Consider the following 18543-nt stretch of genomic DNA (forward strand, 5'->3'; position numbering starts at 1 on the left):
CGGCCCAGGGAATCGCTATGCCGAATATATTGTCAACGAGTTTAACCGGAATGCTTGCGTTTCAGCGTGCGCTGGAAACGACCGGTCATAACATCGCCAACGCCAACACGCCGGGATACAGCCGCCAGGTTACGGAGTTTTCCGCGCGCCCGGGGCAGGGCGTGTACAACGGCTATATCGGGTCCGGTACCCAGGTCAGCTCAATAAAACGCATTTACGACGATATTATTGGCGGGCAGCTGCAAACCAGTACCAGCAGCCACGCGCGGTTCGCCGCGCTAAATGATCTCGCCAGCCGTCTCGATACGCTGATCGCCGACCCCAGTTCGGGGCTCAACAATCAGTTGCAATCCTTCTTTAATTCCGTGCAGGACATCGCCAATGATCCGTCATCATTGCCGACCCGTGCCGCGTTACTGGGTGAGGCTGACAGCCTCGTGTTGCGCTTTTCGGAAATGGATCGCCAGTTCGCTGATCTTGATGCGGAAATCAGTCAACGACTGGCAGCAGCCGTGACCGACATTAACCAGCTTTCCACGTCGATTGCCGACCTGAACGACAGGATCACGCTGGGTCAGGCGGCGAACGGGCAGTCTCCCAATGACTTGCTTGATCAGCGCGATCTGTTGCTTCGGGATCTGGCGGCGCTGGTTCCGGTTGACAGCGTGCAGCAATCTGACGGTTCCATGAACGTCTTTATCGGTAACGGACAAACGCTCGTCATCGGCAGCGAAGCACGTCAGCTCACGACCCAGGGCAGTGAATTTGACCCAACCCGGCTGGAAGTGGCGTACCGGACTTCCGCGGGCACGTCGGTTATGGACAATCGGCTGACCGGTGGGCAACTGGGCGGCTTACTCGAGTTCCGCAATCAGATGCTGGACCCGGCACGGCAGGCCTTGGGCCAAACGGCCCAGGCTGTGGCGGTGACTTTCAATGAGCAGAACGCGGCAGGCATGGACCTGTACGGCAACATGGGCGGCGATTTCTTTGGCATCGGTGACCCGGGTGTTACTTATTCCAACCGCAACAGCGGTAGTGGTACGGCCGAGGCAACCATTGCCGATCTTGGCGCCGTAACCGGCCGCGACTACATCCTGACCTACGACGGTGCCGCCTATTCAATGCTGCGCGCTGACACGGGCGCTGCGGTCAGCATGAGCGGCACCGGCACAGTCGGGGATCCGCTCATTGCGGACGGTTTGAGCATCGTTACCGGCGGTGCACCGGCGGCTGGTGACAGGATCATGATCAAGTCATCAACCAACGGTGCGGAGACCATCACCCGCAGCATGAACGATGCACAACAGATAGCCATGGCCGGCCCGACCCGCACGCTGGCAAGCCTGAGCAACACCGGTAACGGCAGCATTTCGGCCACCGACATTGTTGATCGCAACGACCCGGCATTGCTGAATACGGCGGTGATTCAGTTCACCGGGCCGGCAACCTACAGCGTTAATGGCGCAGGATCTTTTGCTTACGTCAGCGGTGAGCCGATTGTCGTCAATGGTTCCCGGTTTGCAATCAGCGGCACGCCACAGGCGGGTGACGAATTCACGCTGGAGGCCAATACTGGCGCGAGCGGTGACAATCGCAACGGCTTGTTGCTGGCGAACGTACAGGCCCAGGGAATACTTAACGGCGGAACGGTCAGCATCAACGACAGCTATGGCCAACTCATTGGTCAGGTCGGCAGTGCCACCCGGCAGGTGCAAATGAATTTCGACGCGCAAAGCGTGGTGAAGGCCAATGCCGAAGCCAGCCAGCTGGCGAAATCCGGTGTGAATCTCGATGAAGAAGCCGCGAACCTGTTGAAGTATCAGCAGGCCTATCAGGCTGTGGCGCACGTGGTCAGCGTGGCCAATAGCATGTTCGACACTCTGATCAACGCGACCCGGAGATAAACCATGCGAATTTCGACCAGCGGTTCACACCTGAGCGCTCTGTCGATGATGCAGCAACTGCAGTCGGCTATAGACCGTACGCAGCAACAACTGTCGACCGGACGTCGGCTCTTGTCTCCAGCTGATGATCCCATTGCCGCTGCGCGAACGGTGGAAATGCGTGAGTCCTTGTCGCGACTGGATCAGTTTGACCGCAACGGCGAGGTTGCACGCAACCGGCTGAACTATGAAGAGACCGCGCTGGTTAGCGTCAATGATGCTTTGCAACGAATTCGCGAGCTCGCTATTCAAGGCAACAACGACACGCAATCGCCGCAGTCGCGCAGTTTGATTGCGGCCGAACTGCGTGAGCGGGTTGATCAACTGGTGCAGATCGCCAATCAGCGTGACGGTTCGGGCCGTTACCTGTTCGCGGGCAACCGCGACAGTACCGCGCCGGTCAGTCGGCAGGGTAATGCGTTCGCCTACGCTGGCGATCAGGGCCAGCGACTCATTCAGATTGGCGCAGACCGGCAGATTCCGGATGGCGATTCCGGCGCTGCCATATTCTTTCAGATTAAAGACGGCAATGGCACGTTCAGCAGCAGTGCGGCGAATGGCAATACCGGCACTGGCGTCGTTTCTGTCAACAGTGTCATGGACCAGAGTCAGTACGACCGTGACAGCTATACGGTCCGTTTCACTGCGAGCGACAGTTATGACGTTCTGGATAGTGGCGGTGCCATTGTCAGCAGCAACAGTTTTGCCTCGGGCGATTCGATCGCGTTCAGTGGCATACGTTTCACCATTGACGGTGCGCCCGCAGCCGGTGATGAGTTCAATATCGAGCCAAGCCGGAATGTGGACATGTTCAGCAATGTATTGAACCTGGCTAATATCCTGGAGCAACCGGTGAGCAGCGATGCGGAACGGGCGGGATTGCACAATGGCGTCAACGCTGCTTTGCAGAATCTCGATCAAGCCATCGACAATATTCTGACCGTGCGTACCCAGGTTGGCACTCGTTTGAGTGCGATAGATAGCCAGGTCGACAGCAATGCATCGTTCCGGCTAAACCTCGAAACCAGCATATCGGGGATCGAGGAGCTCGACTACGCTGAAGCCATTTCACGTTTGAGTATTCAGGCCACGACCCTTGAGGCTGCTCAGCAATCGTTCATACGCACGCAAGGATTGTCACTGTTTAACTTCCTCTAGAGCCCGGTATTCCCGTAGCGATTGCAACTCTACGGGCTTTCGTGACATGCATCACAGTTTGACGACAAGTCGCTAAAGTTTCCTTTGCAGATGCCGGCGCAACGCCGGTCTCATTTTCAAAAAATGTACTGAATCTGCTTAAAGTTTTTCTGCGCCATACCGATAACCTCCCCGTAAGGCGGTAGCGAAACAAGTTCGCGAGCCGTGCGAATCAGACCGGCAGCCACAGACGCCGGGATTATTAATCAGGAGTTAATGACATGGCACAGTCGATCAATACAAACGTTGCTTCGCTTAACGCACAACGTAATTTGAATCGTTCGCAAGGCTTGCTGAATCAGTCACTGGAAAGACTGTCTACCGGCCTGCGGATTAACAGCGCAAAGGATGATGCTGCAGGACTGGCAATTTCCGAGCGGTTCACCACACAGATTCGTGGTCTTGATCAGGCAGCCCGTAACGCAAGTGACGGCATCTCCCTGGCGCAGACGACCGAATCAGCATTGAGCGAGTTGACCAACAACCTGCAGCGCATTCGTGAGCTGGCAGTGCAGTCGGCCAACGCTACCAACTCTGCGTCTGATCGCGTAGCACTGAACGAGGAAGTAGCCGAGCGTATTGCTGAGGTCGATCGCATTGCCAAGCAGACGAACTTCAATGGCGTGAAAGTCCTTGACGGCTCGTTCGGCACGGCAACCTTCCAGGTTGGCGCAAACGTGGGTGACACGATTGCTGTTAGCCTTACCACAGACGTGACCGCGTCAGCTATCGGCACGGTTAACACGGCGGCAGGTACCGGCTTCGACACCTCCGCCACGACCGATGACATAACCATTGAGTTTGGTGATGGCACGGATGCCGACCTCTACGGAACAGTGGTAGTCGCAGCGGGTAGCACTGCTCAGCAGGCAGCAGCCGCAATCAATGAAGGCAACGTCTCGGGAGTCTCGGCATTTGTTAATGGCGATGGCGAGCTACAGATCTTGTCGCAGAACGGCGCAGTGACGATGACTGAATCCGTAGCAGCGGGCGCCAACACGCTCGGTCTGGATGCGGTAGCAACGGCTGACGAAACAGCGGCTGCAGCTACGACTCTGGCAGGTGTTGGTGTTGACACTGTGGCGGGCGCGAATTTCGCTATCGCACGTATCGACTCTGCACTGACGGCTGTTAACGGACTGCGCGGTAACCTCGGCGCCATCCAGAACCGCTTCGAGTCAACCATTGTCAACCTGCAAACGGTTAGTGAAAACCTGTCGGCCTCGCGCGGTCGTATCCAGGACGCTGACTTTGCCGCAGAAACGGCAGCATTGACCAAGGCACAGATACTGCAACAGGCAGGTGTCTCTGTTTTGGCTCAGGCTAATGCTCAGCCGCAGTTGGCATTGAGTCTGCTGCAGTAAGCACGCAGTAAGGAAGAATAAGCCGGTAAGGCGGCACGGATGCTGCCTTACCGGATTTTTCAGGAGTCAGTCATGTCGGAAATAGCAGCAAATTCGAACTCCGGCACGGGTTTGCACCGAATTTTGGTGAAACCGGCGGCGCCAGGTGCGATTGAACAACGCGGCAAGCCGACCCCGGCAGACGGCAAAATTTTGCCGGTTGAGTCGGAGCAAGTTGACCTTGAGGCCGTAGTTGAACAGCTCAACCTGGAGACGCAGTCAATCGGTCGGGATCTGCGCTTTGAAGTGAACCTGGACAGCGGACGCTCCGTGATTCAGGTGCTGGACCGGGAAACGGGCGAGATAATCCGGCAAATACCGCCGGAGAAAGTGTCGCCAACCCGCCAGGAAAACGGCGCGCTGATGGTGAGACTGTACGACGAAATCGTCTGACGTCGAGACCTGCCGCTTTTGTCAATCGCTTGGCACGGAACTTGTATTAATTTTCGGTACCGCTGCCGTGTGCAGCCCCACTTACGTACAACGAGAAGCAGAAACCGAGTATATGGCCAGCATAATTTCCACGGGTATCGGATCGGGACTGGATGTCAGCAGCCTGGTAAGCCAGTTGGTTGCGGCTGAAGGTCAGCCGGCCGAACGCAGAATAGCCACCGGCGAGGCCAAGGCGCAGGCCCGCCTGAGTGCTTTCGGTACGCTCAAATCGTCGCTGTCCGAGTTTCGCGACAAGCTGGACGGCATGCGTACGCTGAACAACTTTCTGACCCGGCAGGCCAGCTCTGGTAACGACGAAATTTTCTCCGTCAATGTTAATAGCAACGCACTGCCCGCGCGTTACGCGGTCGAGGTCGTCAACACCGCCAGCGCACAGAAGCTGCAATCAGGCGCGTTCGCCGATGCGGACGCGATTGTCGGTACTGGGACGTTGCAACTGGACGTCGGCGGTACTGCTTTCAGTATCGAAGTTGACGAAGAAAACAACACGTTGTCGGGTATTCGCGATGCGATCAACCTGGCTACCGACAACAGCGGCGTGGCGGCAACCATCGTTAATGCGGCGGGGGGCAGTTACCTCATTTTAAGCGCTGACAACACTGGCGCGGCAAATTCAATCACGGTAACGCAGAGCGGTGGCGACGGTGGACTCGCAGCGCTGGCGTACGACCCGGCAAACGGGCTGAATTCATTAACCGAAAGCATTGCGGCACAGGATGCACTGATACGTATCGATGGCCTGGATGTCACCAGTAGCAGCAACAGCATTACCGGCGCCATTGATGGCGTCACCATCGAGGTTCATGCGAGCAACGCCGGCAGTACGGAAACGTTGGCGGTCGAAAACAACACCGCCGCGGTCAAATTGCGGGTAAACGAGTTTGTCGAAAGTTACAACCAACTCGTGGCGACGTTCGATCAGTTGACCTCGTTCGATGCCGAGTCTGAAATCGCCGGACCGTTGTTGGGTGATTCCTCTTTGCGCGCTGTGCGTGACCAGTTGCGTCGGGAGATGAGTACCAGCATCGGTGATCTGGGCGCGACCTTTAATACCTTACGCGAAATCGGTATCGAAATTGGCCTGGATGGCACCATGAGTGTTGTCCCGGAAGACCTCGACGCCGCCCTTGCCGACAATTTCAACAACGTTGGCCAGTTGTTTGCCAGCGAGAACGGCTTCGCTGTTCGCCTTTTCGAGCGCGTTGACGGCTTTCTTGATGATGACGGGCCACTGACGACCCGCACTGACGGTCTCAATACCACTATCGAACAATACAGCGAGCAACGTGATCGTTTGAATGAGCGTTTGGAGTTGCTCGAGACCCGGTTGTTGCGCCAGTTCAATGCGCTTGATGCCTTGGTTGGGCAACTCTCAAACACCAGTAACTTCCTGACCCAACAGTTGGCTTCGTTGCCGAGTATTGGTGGGTCTGGCGACTAATAAGAATCAGGGACGATGACATGATGCAGAACAGCGGGATGACAGCAATGCGCGAATACCGGCAGGTAGGAACACGGCAGGCCGTGGAAAGTGCGTCACCCTACCGGCTCGTGCAGCTGATGATGGAGCGTGCGCTGGCGAAAATCGCCATTGCCCGCGGCCATCTGGAGCGCAATGCCATTAGCGAAAAAGGAAGGCACATCGGTGATGCGATCGGCATCATCAGTGGCCTGCAAGCCAGCCTGAATCACAAAGTGGATTCAGATCTGAGCGGCAACTTCGATGCACTGTACGACTATATGTCGCGTCGCCTGCTGGAAGCCAACCTGAAAAACGATGACCAGATTCTGCAGGAAGTTGCCGGTCTGATGCGCCAGGTGAAAGAAGCCTGGGATGCGATCGGCGATGAAATTGCCGAGCAACCGGTGGCGGCCGGACTGGCGTAAGCCGGTGCCGACCAGAACAGACTGATGGCTAATTCCCAACATCCCCCGACGACACTTGCGGCGCTGGCAGAATTGCACCGGCGTATCGAAGTGTCGGCGGCGGGCAGCCGCTGGGAGGAGGTCGAGACGTTGATGACCGAACGCAACGCCATGCTCGAGCACATGACCGGCCCGGACCGCAGGGCGGCACTGCGGGCGGCGCAGAAATCGACGGACCGGTTGCTGGCGCTGGCCAAGAGCGCGCGCCTGGAGCTGGCCGGTGATCTTGCCAAACTGCAGCGGGGCCGCAAGGCGACAGACATATACCGGGCGAATCGCTGATCCCGCCCTGGTCAATTGGATAATTAGTTGTACCTGAAACCACAGGTATGCAAAAAATCGCAGAGGCAGCGTCAAAAATCCAGCGCCGGGCGAAATCTTCGTGGAATGAACCAGATACCGCCAATAATTTGACAATATCTTGATTAACTGTGAGTCCGGTCACGTTCAGGAGTGGGCGCGGACGACTATGCTTTTCCCCACTGCAGTTGCCACCCGGCATCTGAGAGTTTTGGAAAGGCACGATGAACAACAGCAAGACCAGTCAAGCCAGAGTACTCGTCATGGACGAGAACATTGATCGGGCGGCAGAGCTCAGCCACCGCCTGCGTTTCCTGAACTACGAACCCATGGTCGCGGCAGACCCGCAAGCACTGCAGGACATCGACCTCGACAGCGGCATTGCCGTCATGCTCGGCGACACCATCGTCGGTGGCGAGCTGGAGACTGCGGTCAATGACTTGCTGAGTACCCGACCCAACATGCCGGTCTTGCTGGCATCTTCCACGCGCGACAGCGAGCTTGCGAAAAAACACGGCTGGCCGCTCGAATTACCGATTCGCCGCGCGCAGCTGCAACAACTGCTGAAGCGGGCTGAACGCTACGACGGTCGCGACCAGCGACAACGGCTTACCGGCAGTTCGCGCACCATTCGCAAGGTCCGCAAGATGATCGAACAGGTTGCGGACTTCGATACCAACGTGCTGGTTACCGGTGAATCCGGCACCGGCAAGGAGCTGGTCGCGCGAACGATTCACGACCTTTCCGAACGTGCCGCACGCCCGTTCGTACCCATTAATTGCGGCGCCATACCCCCCGATTTGCTGGAAAGCGAACTGTTTGGCCACGAAAAAGGTGCGTTCACCGGTGCGGTCAGCACGCGGGTAGGGCGCTTCGAGCTGGCCGAAGGCGGCACGCTGTTTCTGGACGAAATAGGCGATATGAGCCTGCCCATGCAGGTCAAACTCCTGCGGGTATTGCAGGAGCGCACGTTTGAACGGGTCGGCAGCAATGCGACACAACATTGCAATGTGCGCATCATTGCCGCTACCCATCGCGATTTGCCGGCCATGGTTGCCGATGGCACGTTTCGCGAAGACCTTTTTTACCGCCTCAATGTGTTCCCGATCGAAATGCCGCCCTTGTGCAAACGCGCGGCCGATCTGCCGGCTCTGCTGGACGAATTGCTGACGCAGCACGTGCCCGGGTCGGACAGCACCTTGCGCCTGACACCCGCGGCCATTGCGGCGCTCGCGCGCTACCCCTGGCCGGGCAATATTCGTGAACTGAGTAATCTGGTTGAGCGTCTGGCGATCATGTTCCCTAAAGGCGAGATCGATCTTGCGGATCTTCCGCGGAAGTACCAGACGGCGGAAACGGCAGCGCCGGATGCCGGGCATTCGACGGCTTCGTCGTCTGTCGCCAGTGCGACGACCGCCAATCTGAAGCAATACCTGCAGGACGTTGAGCGCGATCTCATCGTGCAGGCGTTGGCGGCGACTGACGGTGTCGTTGCCAAAGCTGCGCGGCGACTGCAAATGCAGCGCACGACATTGCTGGAAAAGATCAACAAATACGGCATCGCCTGACGCACGGCAATCACGGCCGGCCGCAAGGCTGTGCATTGCACGGCCCTCATCAAAAACCCACGACCACCGCGAAGCGGGCTGACCTGGTGCTCGCGTAGTACTCAGCGGGCTTGCGCCCGTCATTTTCAGGGCCTGCAGCCGGGATCCGTCAGTTGCCCGCCACGCGTCAGTTTTCCGACACTGAAAGTGCCTGTCGATCATCGTAACTTATTGATTTGTAATAGAGGTCACATTGGCACATATCTTGCTTTTATAGGGCAGGAAGAGGAATTTCGGAGTTCATAAGTGATCGCCAGCGTTACCAATGCCGCTACGCTAGAGTCCGCGTTCAATGCGTTCAACGAGCAGTCTGCACTGCTCGAGAGTTCGTATCGCGAGCTGCAGCAGCAAGTTGCCAGTCTTACGGCGCGACTCGACGAGGCGCAGTCGGCCAGACACCGCGAGTTGCTGGCAAAAGAACGTCTGAGCGAACAGCTGGCGAATACTCTTGAAGCGTTGCCCGGTGCGGTTGTCGTTCTGGATTGTCATGGCGTAATCAGTGAATGCAATGCGGAAGCGGCCCGGCTGCTCAATCAGCCGTTGCTGGATCGACCCTGGTCGGAAGTTGCAAAACGCGAGTTTGCCCCGGTCGACAATGCCGACGGCGAGCTGCAATTGCACGACGGCCGGGTGCTGAGCTTGCAACGCCGGCGTCTGGGTCGCGACCTTGGCGAAATCCTGTTGCTGACGGATGTGTCAGAAACCCGGCGGATGACCGAGATGCTGGCGCGCCAGCAGCGCTTGTCGGCAATCGGTGAAATGACCGCCCGACTGGCCCACCAGATTCGCACACCGCTGGCCTCCGCCTTGTTGTATGCCTCACAGATGTCACCGGGCGACTGCTCGGATGCCAGCCCCGGTGGCAAAGTAGTTGCGCGATTGCGCGAACTCGACCGGATGGTTGCTGACATGTTGCAGTTTGCCTCGGGCTCGAATCAGGACGACGAAGGCATCGACGTTGCATTGCTGCTTGCCGATGTTGCCGAGACGGGCTCATTACCGATGGAGGCTGCGTCACGCGTAGCCGTCAATATTGCCGACAGCAATCTGCGTATCGCGGGTAATCGCGGTGCCCTGAAAGGGGCATTGCTGAACCTGCTGGACAATGCCCTGATCGCATCGGGCGATGAAGGCCGGGTCGATCTCGGTGCCTGGCGGGATGCAGATCGCATCTGCCTGACCGTGTCTGATAACGGCTGCGGCATTCCTGAGAACGAACTCGGCAGAGTTTTCGAACCGTTTTTCACGACCCGGCCGCAAGGTACGGGTTTGGGTCTTGCCGTGGTGCGCTCGGTTGTCGATGCCCATCAGGGTGAAGTCGTACTCGAATCCGGCAGCCAAGGCACCACCGTCTCTTTGTGCTTGCCGGCAGCGGCAATCCCGTCCGCGCAACGCGCACCTGAGCGGGGTTTTTGCCATGCATGATGCTGCCGTATTAATTGTTGAAGACGACGCCAATCTGCGCGGCGCCTTGTCCGATACCCTGGCCAGCGGCCGCTACCCGGTGCTGTCTGCGGGCAGCGGGGCGGAAGCCCTGAGCATTCTCGGCCGTGAACGCGTAGGGCTGGTGGTCAGTGATATTCAAATGGAGCCGATGAGCGGCCATCAGCTGCTCAGCGAAATTCGCCGGCAGCACCCGGCCATGCCCGCGGTCCTGATGACGGCTTACGGCACGATAGAAAACGCGGTTGATGTCATGCGCGACGGGGCATCGGACTACCTCGTGAAACCGTTTGCTGCCGATGAGCTGATCGCTGTCGTGGACCGGTACATGCATGCGGATGTCGCCGACAGTCAACCAATAGCCGGCGATGCAAAGACCATCGAACTGCTGCGCATTGCCGAACGTGTCGCACGCAGTGATGCGACGGTGACCATCAGTGGTGAGTCCGGTTGCGGCAAAGAAGTATTTGCCCGATTCATTCACGATCGTTCCTTGCGCCGAGACAAGCCTTTCGTCGCAATCAACTGTGCGGCCATTCCCGAGAACATGCTCGAGGCCGTCCTGTTCGGCTACGAGAAGGGCGCATTCACCGGCGCGACGTCGGCGCATCCCGGTAAATTCGAACAGGCCGAAGGCGGTACCTTGCTGCTCGACGAGATCAGTGAAATGGATCTGTCCTTGCAGGCCAAACTGCTACGGGTCATCCAGGAACGCGAAGTGGAGCGACTGGCCGGCCGGACCACGATCGCGCTGGACGTACGTGTGCTCGCGACCACTAACCGCAACCTACGACAATGCGTTAGTGACGGCGCGTTTCGGGAGGATCTTTACTACCGGCTGAACGTCTTTCCTTTGCGAATCCCGCCATTGCGCGAGCGCCGCGGTGACATTTTGCCGTTGACGGAGCTGGCCATCGCGCGTCATCACAATACCAGCGGACCGCGGCCGATTCTGGCGGAGTGTGCGGTCGAACGCCTGCTGAGCCACGACTGGCCCGGCAATGTTCGCGAACTGGATAACCTTGTGCAGCGCAGCCTGATCATGCTGGGTGGTGCGACGGTCCGGGCAGCGGATCTGGCGTTCGAAGAATGCGACGCAGCGCCACAAGTCGCTGCCACGCCCGCGGCTGCCAGCCTGCAGGACGAAGTAAAACAGCACGAATACGAGCGTATCCGCAGTGCCCTGGGCGCCCATCACGGCAAACGTTCTGCTGCGGCGAAAGCACTGGGCATCAGCCCGCGAACGCTGCGTTACAAATTAGCGCGTATGCGCGACGAAGGTGTCGATGCCGACACCGTCCAATCATCAACGCTGTACGGATGAGGATCGACCGATGAGCGAAATCAGCCCACAACAATTGCTTAGCCAAATACGTGCCATGCAGTCGGAACTGCACGGTCCGCAAGCGGCTCAGCCGGCGGCTGGCAGCGGCTTTGGTGATCTGCTGAAGAACGCGATCACCGAAGTCAACAGCACGCAACAGACTTCAGCCGCAATGAAACAGGCGTTCGAGACCGGCGCGACCGACGCGAGTCTGGCCGAAGTGATGATCGCCTCGCAGAAAGCGGACTTGTCGTTCCGCGCAATGACCGAAGTACGCAACAAGCTCGTTAATGCGTATCAGGAAATCATGAACATGCCCGTTTAAGGACGTAAACGAAGCACATGGAAAACTCAGCAATAGTTCAGTCATCGGGTATGCCGATGAGTCAGATCAATCTCGGTGGTGTCATCCAGATTCCGGCGGTGCGACAGGTTATGTTGCTCGTGGGAGTAGCGGCGGCCGTGGCGGCGGGATTCACGATTTTCCTGTGGTCGCAGACACCGAGCTATTCGCAGCTGTACGGCAATCTTGATGCCACAGAAGCGGCACAGGTGATCGAGGTCCTGCAAGGCGCCGAGATCGACTACAAGATGAGCGACAACGGCAGCATCATGGTGCCGGACGCGAAACTGCACGATGCCCGCATGCAGGTTGCCGGCCAGGGACTGGCACAAAGCAGTGGCGGTGGCATGAACCTGTTGCAGGATCAGTCCAGTTTCGGCGTCAGTCAGTTCATGGAGAACGCCCGCTACCAGCACGCACTTGAGGCGGAACTGGCACGCACAATCACCAGTCTTGGTGCGGTACGTGAAGCTCGGGTGCATCTTGCGCTGCCCAAACAGACGGCGTTCCTGCGCGATCAGAAGAGCGCGAGTGCTTCAGTGCTCCTGCAACTTGGCGCTGGCGGCGCGCTGGAAGCGGATCAGGCAGCGGCGATCGTCAACCTGGTTGCATCCAGTGTGCCCAACCTGACCGCGAAGAATGTAACCGTGATCGACCAGTACGGTCGGATGTTGAGCTCGGCTGGCGACCAGTGGGGCGACGCGCAGGCGGTTAATCAGTTCAAGCACGCGCAACGACTTGAGGACATCTACACCCGGCGGATACAGGACTTGCTAACGCCGCTCGTTGGACCTGGCCGCGTACGTGCACAAGTTGTGGCCAGTCTGGACTTTACGGTCACGGAAGAAACCCGCGAAACGTATGACCCGGCCAGTACTGCGTTGCGCAGCGAACAAATCAGCGAAGAACGCCGCAGCGGCAGTGGCAGTGCCGCCGAAGGTATTCCCGGCGCATTGAGTAACCAGCCACCGGAAACGGCGGCGGATACCCCGGAAACGAGCACTACACAAACCCAGAGCGCGACCAATTCGTCGCGCAGCAGTACCCGTAATTTTGAAGTCGACCGAACAATCAGCCATGTACGGCCGCAAAGCGGCACGATACAGCGGCTGTCAGTTGCGGTTCTGGTTGACGACAGCCCGCTTGAGGAAGGCGGCGACCCGCAAGCATTTACAACGGAAGACATTGATCGCTTCACGACCCTGGTTAAGGAAGCCGTCGGTTTCGATGAGTCCCGTGGCGACACTGTGGTCGTAGTGAACGCGGCATTTCGCAGCGCGCCAGCACTCGATGACATAGAAGAGCCTCCGTTCTGGGAAAACCCGGCCATGCAGGGCACGTTGAAACAGATCCTCGGTGCGCTGCTGGTTCTGGCGCTGGGCTTCGGTCTGGTTCGACCGCTGCTGGGCAAGCTGCTGGCAGGCGGCAATGCCGCCGGCAATGCGCCTTACGCCGGAGGTGCCGGTGCCGAACTGATGCCCGCGGGCAGCATGGCGGGCAGTCTTCCGGCTCCCAGCTTTGATGACAAGATTTCAGCGGCGCGCAACATAACAGGTGCCGATCCTGCGCGTGTCGCACAAGTGGTCAGGAAGTGGGTAAGTACCGATGAGTGAAGCGCAGCAACTGAAAGGCACTGAACGAGCGGCACTGTTGTTGATGACGCTGGGTGAGGCCGATGCCGCGGAAGTGCTCAAGTACATGGGGCCGCGTGAAGTGCAAAGCATTGGTACGGCCATGGCATCGTTAAAGAACATTTCCCGCGATCAGGCGAACGTGGTCCTGGACCGCTTTATTACCGAGGTGGAAGAGCAGACCGCTTTCGGTGTGGGCACCGAGGACTACGTTCGTAAAGTGCTGACCGGGGCTTTCGGTGCCGGCAAAGCGAACGCGTTTATCGACCGCATCATGATTGGTCAGGATGCGCGCGGCCTGGACGAACTGAAATGGATGAGCTCCAAGGATGTGGCCGAGATTGTCGACGGCGAACATCCGCAGATCGTCGCGATCATCATTGCCTATCTTGACAGCGAACAGGCGGCCGAAGTTATCGGCCTGTTGCCCGAGGAATTGCGCACGGAAGTGCTAATCCGTATCGCTCGCCTCAGTGACGTGCAACAGAGCGCGCTCGCGGAGATTGAGAATCTGATCGCCAACAAATCGAGCAACAAGAAGTCTTCAGGTAGCGAAAAAGTGGGCGGCGACAAAGTCGCGGCGAATATCATCAATTCGCTGGGCTCTGCCAAAGGCGAAGAGATCCTGGAGAAAATCAAAGAACGTAACGAAGACCTGTCCAATCGCATTCAGGAAATGATGTTTGTCTTCGATACATTGCTGAACGTTGATGACCGTGGCATCCAGTCCTTGTTGCGCGAAGTATCGAACGACTTGCTGGTTGTCGCCCTGAAGGGCTGCGACCCGGCGGTACGAGACAAGATTCTGCGCAACATGTCCAAACGCGCGGCGGCATTGCTGTCGGAGGACATGGAAGCTCGCGGACCGATCAAGCTGAGCGAAGTGGAAATTGCGCAGAAGGAAATTCTGGACATAGCCCGTCGGATGGCGGATGCCGGCGATCTCGATCTGGGCCAGGGCGGTGAAGAGTATGTCTGATTCAAACGCCGCCGAACGCTGGCAGGTGCCCGCTATTGACGGCTCATCAGGGCAGGGTTACCCGACGGCCAGCCGCTTGCAGGAATTGCAGGAACAGGCGCACGAAGAAGCGTTCGCGCAAGGCTATGCCGAGGGCCTCAAAGCCGGTGAGCAGGAACTGGCCGAGCGGGTTCGCCGGCTGGATGAATTGCTGCAGGCCCAGGCCCGGCCACTCGATGAGCTTGACGAAGTCGTCGAACAGCAACTGCTGGAACTGGCGATGAGTGCCGTTCGGCAGTTGTTTCGTCGCGAGCTCAAAAGCGATCCGAGCCACGTGATCGGGGTGGTGCGCGAGGCGATCCGCTTGCTGCCTGTCGCCTGCCGCGATATCAAAGTACACCTGCATCCTGACGATGCCATTCTGGTCCGTGAGTCCTTGTCCAGTAGTGACAACGAGAGAGCATGGTCGATTGTTGAAGATCCGCTTATTGCACGCGGCGGCTGCCAGGTGAGCACGGAGGCATCGCAAATCGATGCTCAAAACGAAACCCGCCTGAACGCGTTGATCGCGTCCATTGCGGGCAACGAGCGGCACACATGAGCTTGCCGGCCGGCCCTGCAACTAACCGCAGTGAAAAGCGTGCGCGTGGTCTGGCGCGTTACCTCGAGCGGGCAAACAAAGAAGCACCGAAGCTGGTGGTCGAAGGACGCCTGCGGCGCACAGTGGGTATGGCCATGGAGGCGGAAGGTTGTTTCGCTGCTGTCGGCGGACGTTGTGACGTGGTCGTTGAAGACGGCCATCGGGTCGAAACCGAAGTGGTGGGATTCTCAGGCGACCGCCTGTTCCTGATGCCGCAAGGTGAAATGCGCGGCATCGTGCCGAATGCGCGGGTTGTGCCGATTCCCGGCGTGCCTGAAGTAACGGTTGGCGATGATTTGCTTGGCCGGGTTCTCGACGGCCGTGGTCGTCCGCTGGACGGCGGCAAGCCTATCGAACGCAAACACAGCGTGCCGCTGGTCGGCCAGCCGATTAATCCGCTGGCGCGACAACCTATTCGTGAACCGCTGGACGTTGGTGTCCGTTCCATTAACTCTTTGTTGACGATCGGCCGCGGGCAACGTATGGGCCTGTTTGCCGGTTCGGGCGTCGGCAAGAGCATGTTGCTGAGCATGATGACGCGTAACACCAACGCTGATGTCGTGGTGGTGGGTCTGATCGGGGAACGGGGCCGGGAGGTCAAAGAATTCATCGACCTGACGCTGGGTAGTGAAACGATGCACAAGGCCGTGGTCGTTGCCACGCCCGCCGATGACACGCCGTTGATGCGTATGCACGGAGCCTGGTTGTCGGCAGCGATTGCTGAGCATTTCCGCGATCAGGGAAAGAACGTACTACTGCTCATGGACTCGTTAACGCGCTTCGCCCAGGCTCAGCGTGAGATCGCGCTGGCAATCGGTGAGCCGCCTGCGACCAAGGGCTATCCGCCGTCAGTGTTTGCCAAATTGCCGCAGCTCGTTGAACGCGCGGGCAATGGCGCGGTCGGCGGCGGTTCCATCACCGCCATCTATACGGTGCTGGCCGAAGGCGACGACCAGAATGACCCTATTGTGGATGCCTCGCGAGCGATCCTGGATGGTCACATCGTGCTCTCGCGGAAACTGGCCGAAGCAGGGCTGTACCCCGCCGTCGACGTCGAAGCCTCTGTCAGCCGTGCGTTGTCCAACATCACGGGTGGCGAACAGCAAGCGCTGATCAGTCGCTTCAGGCAGATCTACGCGACGTACCAGGAACACAAGGATCTGATCGCGGTGGGTGCGTACCAGCGCGGCTCCGACCCACGGGTGGACGAGGCGGTTGCGCTGTGGTCAGCGATGCTGGACTTCTTGCGCCAGGAGCACAAAGGCGCGGTAAGTTTCGGTGACAGCCTGCAACAGTTGCGCAAACTGCTGGCACCCGCGGTGAACAAGCCGGGCGAGGCGGCGTGAAATGAATGACAAAGCCGATCGCATTCAACGCGTACAGCACCTGGCGGAAACCGAAGAACGCAAGTTCTGCCGCGCCATGGGCGAGGCGCAACGGCTGCTGGGCGACAATGAGAAACGGCTGCAGGAATTGCAGGAATACCGCCGCGAATACGCCAGCCGCCGACCGAATGGCGTCAAGGGCACAATCAGCAGCGTGCAGTGGGCCGACTATCAGAATTTCCTGCACCGCCTGGATGAAGCCGTGCGCGCCCAGCAGGAACTGGTGATGAACAGCAAGCAGAATCGCGATGCTCACCGTAAACGCTGGATGCTTAAGCGGCAGAAAATGGAATCCCTGCAAAAGGTAGTCGATCGCTACCGGACCGATGCTGTCCGCGAAGATGAGCGGCAGGAACAAAAGGTGCAGGACGACCTGCCCGCCCGCGCCCACCTTTTCTCCCGGGCAACACGATGACTGGCATGGAACTTGCTCCCCCTACAGTAAGGATGCCGGCGGGCCCGTCGCCCGCGCTCAGCAATAAGGACTTTGCATGCTGCCGTTACCCGAGTTAACTCAATCAGACTATCGATTGCCTTTCGCCGGAAGTACGACGAAACAAGGCGCGCAGGGCAAGGAGGGCACCGAATTGCCGGTCCGCGGCTTCGCTGAGATGCTGACGGCTGCCGTGCCGCCGAAAGAGTCGGTTGCGACACGTAGCGGCGAATGGCTGCCGGCCAGCGGCAAAGAATTGCCGCTGCGGGAAGCTGACACGACGCTGGAATTGCCGACGCCGAGCCTCGATAGTGCCAGCAGTATGGCGGTGGACAGCGTCGTGCAGGCATTGCCGGAAGCACCGAGTGAGCTGCTCCAGGGCGGCCTGCCGCGAATTGAATCCGGCGTGAACCCCAAGGCAAGCGCCGACCCGGTCGCTCTTGAACCCGCGACAGAGGCATCGACGGATACCGAACTGGCCGCTTTGCAGCGCATGCTGCCCACATTGAACCCGAATACCGAGATGGTCACTGAGGCCGCCGCGGCAGCGCCGGCCACTGACCCTGCACAAGTAGTGACCGTACCTTTTGCGGCTCCACGGACGGTACTGGCCGGCAATAATTCTGTTGCCGCCACGGATACCCGTTCTGACAGCAATGCGCGGGCATACACCGCCTTGCCCGGTCTGGTGACGGGCGAGACGGCCGTTGCCACCGTCAATGGGCAGGCCAGTGCGGCACAGCCGCCGCTACCGTCCCTGCCGGCGGAACCGGCGCCGCTGCTGCGTGATGCGCAGAACCCGGTGCTCTCACCGACGCCGGCGGCGACTGTCGATGTTGCCGCTGGCCCGGGTAAGGAGTTTGCTGAGCTATTGGCCGGCGGCAAGGAAATTCGGCTCGAGGCACAGGATACGTTGCCGCGAATCCAGCCCATGGCCGCCGCACCGCTGGCCGGTCCGAGCAGTACGGCACCGGCATTGCCAGCAGCGGCGGCTACTCTTAACTTGCCGGTTACGGATGCCCGCTGGGGGGAGGCCCTCGGGGAGCGGGTCACCTGGATGGCCGGGCAGAAGCTCGACAGCGCCGAGATACGCTTGAACCCGGCCGAACTGGGGCCCATCCGTATCAAGATCATTATGGAAGAGAACCAGGCGCAGGTGACGTTCACGGCCCAGCATGCCGTGACCCGCGATGCCATCGAACAGGCGTTGCCGCGTTTGCGGGAGCTGTTCAGCGGTGAGGGCCTGAACCTGACCAATGCCGACGTGAACGGCGACGGTGTCCGGCACGATCGGGGTGAATCCGGTCGGGACGATGACCGTCTGGGTGGTCACGATTCCTTACTCGGCGACACCGAGGAGGACGAGGCGAGCATCGTGCCCACAGTGAGCACCAGCAATGGCCTCGTGGACACGTTTGTCTGAGCGTGTCGGAATTCTGACGGCGCTGCCGGTGGGTACCGGCAGGCGTGCCGGATACGCCAATATTCCGACGTAGCATACGCATCAGCTCATTACGTATATGATCTAATTTACTGAAAATTCTACCGAAAATG

General features: G+C 58.9%; 17 protein-coding genes. All 17 read left to right on the plus strand.

What is annotated here, in order from left to right; genetic code table 11:
• Window positions 1–17: 17 nt before the first annotated feature.
• Window positions 18–1907, plus strand: a complete 1890-nt coding sequence (gene flgK / locus BA177_RS07290) for a flagellar hook-associated protein FlgK (RefSeq protein ID WP_068614847.1) — start codon at window positions 18–20, stop codon at window positions 1905–1907.
• Window positions 1908–1910: 3 nt separating this feature from the next.
• Window positions 1911–3104, plus strand: a complete 1194-nt coding sequence (flgL, locus tag BA177_RS07295; protein WP_068614849.1) for a flagellar hook-associated protein FlgL — start codon at window positions 1911–1913, stop codon at window positions 3102–3104.
• A gap of 260 nt (window positions 3105–3364) precedes the next feature.
• Window positions 3365–4507, plus strand: coding sequence for a flagellin (locus BA177_RS07300; RefSeq protein WP_068614852.1), 1143 nt, complete (start codon window positions 3365–3367; stop codon window positions 4505–4507).
• Window positions 4508–4579: 72 nt separating this feature from the next.
• The gene (locus tag BA177_RS07305; protein WP_068614855.1) at window positions 4580–4939 is read left to right on the plus strand and encodes a flagellar protein FlaG; all 360 of its coding nucleotides are present in this window, start codon (window positions 4580–4582) and stop codon (window positions 4937–4939) included.
• Window positions 4940–5051: 112 nt separating this feature from the next.
• The gene (fliD, locus tag BA177_RS07310; RefSeq protein ID WP_068614858.1) at window positions 5052–6440 is read left to right on the plus strand and encodes a flagellar filament capping protein FliD; all 1389 of its coding nucleotides are present in this window, start codon (window positions 5052–5054) and stop codon (window positions 6438–6440) included.
• 20 nt (window positions 6441–6460) lie between these two features.
• Window positions 6461–6886, plus strand: coding sequence for a flagellar export chaperone FliS (gene fliS / locus BA177_RS07315; RefSeq protein ID WP_231892500.1), 426 nt, complete (start codon window positions 6461–6463; stop codon window positions 6884–6886).
• A gap of 24 nt (window positions 6887–6910) precedes the next feature.
• Window positions 6911–7207 (plus strand): hypothetical protein, encoded by a 297-nt coding sequence (locus BA177_RS07320; protein ID WP_068614861.1) that lies wholly within the window; start codon window positions 6911–6913, stop codon window positions 7205–7207.
• Window positions 7208–7449: 242 nt separating this feature from the next.
• Entirely contained in the window at window positions 7450–8793 is a 1344-nt protein-coding gene (locus BA177_RS07325) for a sigma-54 dependent transcriptional regulator (RefSeq protein WP_068614864.1), read from the plus strand.
• 285 nt (window positions 8794–9078) lie between these two features.
• Complete coding sequence (locus BA177_RS07330) at window positions 9079–10257, plus strand: sensor histidine kinase (RefSeq protein ID WP_068614866.1); 1179 nt, start codon at window positions 9079–9081, stop codon at window positions 10255–10257.
• The gene (locus tag BA177_RS07335; protein WP_068614869.1) at window positions 10250–11599 is read left to right on the plus strand and encodes a sigma-54-dependent transcriptional regulator; all 1350 of its coding nucleotides are present in this window, start codon (window positions 10250–10252) and stop codon (window positions 11597–11599) included. Before BA177_RS07330 ends, BA177_RS07335 begins: the two co-directional genes overlap by 8 nt.
• 10 nt (window positions 11600–11609) lie before the next feature.
• Window positions 11610–11924 carry a flagellar hook-basal body complex protein FliE gene (gene fliE, locus BA177_RS07340; protein ID WP_068614872.1) on the plus strand — a complete coding sequence of 105 codons (315 nt, stop codon included), beginning with the start codon at window positions 11610–11612 and terminating at the stop codon, window positions 11922–11924.
• Window positions 11925–11941: 17 nt separating this feature from the next.
• Window positions 11942–13555: a flagellar basal-body MS-ring/collar protein FliF gene (gene fliF, locus BA177_RS07345; protein ID WP_068614875.1), complete on the plus strand. Its 1614-nt coding sequence runs from the start codon at window positions 11942–11944 to the stop codon at window positions 13553–13555.
• The gene (gene fliG / locus BA177_RS07350; protein ID WP_068614877.1) at window positions 13548–14552 is read left to right on the plus strand and encodes a flagellar motor switch protein FliG; all 1005 of its coding nucleotides are present in this window, start codon (window positions 13548–13550) and stop codon (window positions 14550–14552) included. Before fliF ends, fliG begins: the two co-directional genes overlap by 8 nt.
• Complete coding sequence (locus tag BA177_RS07355; RefSeq protein WP_068614880.1) at window positions 14545–15132, plus strand: flagellar assembly protein FliH; 588 nt, start codon at window positions 14545–14547, stop codon at window positions 15130–15132. The genes fliG and BA177_RS07355 overlap by 8 nt, the downstream gene beginning before the upstream one ends.
• Window positions 15129–16517 (plus strand): flagellar protein export ATPase FliI, encoded by a 1389-nt coding sequence (fliI, locus tag BA177_RS07360; RefSeq protein WP_068614883.1) that lies wholly within the window; start codon window positions 15129–15131, stop codon window positions 16515–16517. Before BA177_RS07355 ends, fliI begins: the two co-directional genes overlap by 4 nt.
• A 1-nt stretch (window position 16518) precedes the next feature.
• On the plus strand, window positions 16519–16971 hold the full coding sequence (gene fliJ, locus BA177_RS07365) for a flagellar export protein FliJ (protein ID WP_068614887.1): 453 nt from the start codon (window positions 16519–16521) through the stop codon (window positions 16969–16971).
• Window positions 16972–17047: 76 nt separating this feature from the next.
• Window positions 17048–18412, plus strand: coding sequence for a flagellar hook-length control protein FliK (locus tag BA177_RS07370; protein ID WP_068614889.1), 1365 nt, complete (start codon window positions 17048–17050; stop codon window positions 18410–18412).
• Window positions 18413–18543 lie beyond the last annotated feature (131 nt).

It is taken from the genome of Woeseia oceani (assembly GCF_001677435.1).
Classification (GTDB): domain Bacteria; phylum Pseudomonadota; class Gammaproteobacteria; order Steroidobacterales; family Woeseiaceae; genus Woeseia; species Woeseia oceani.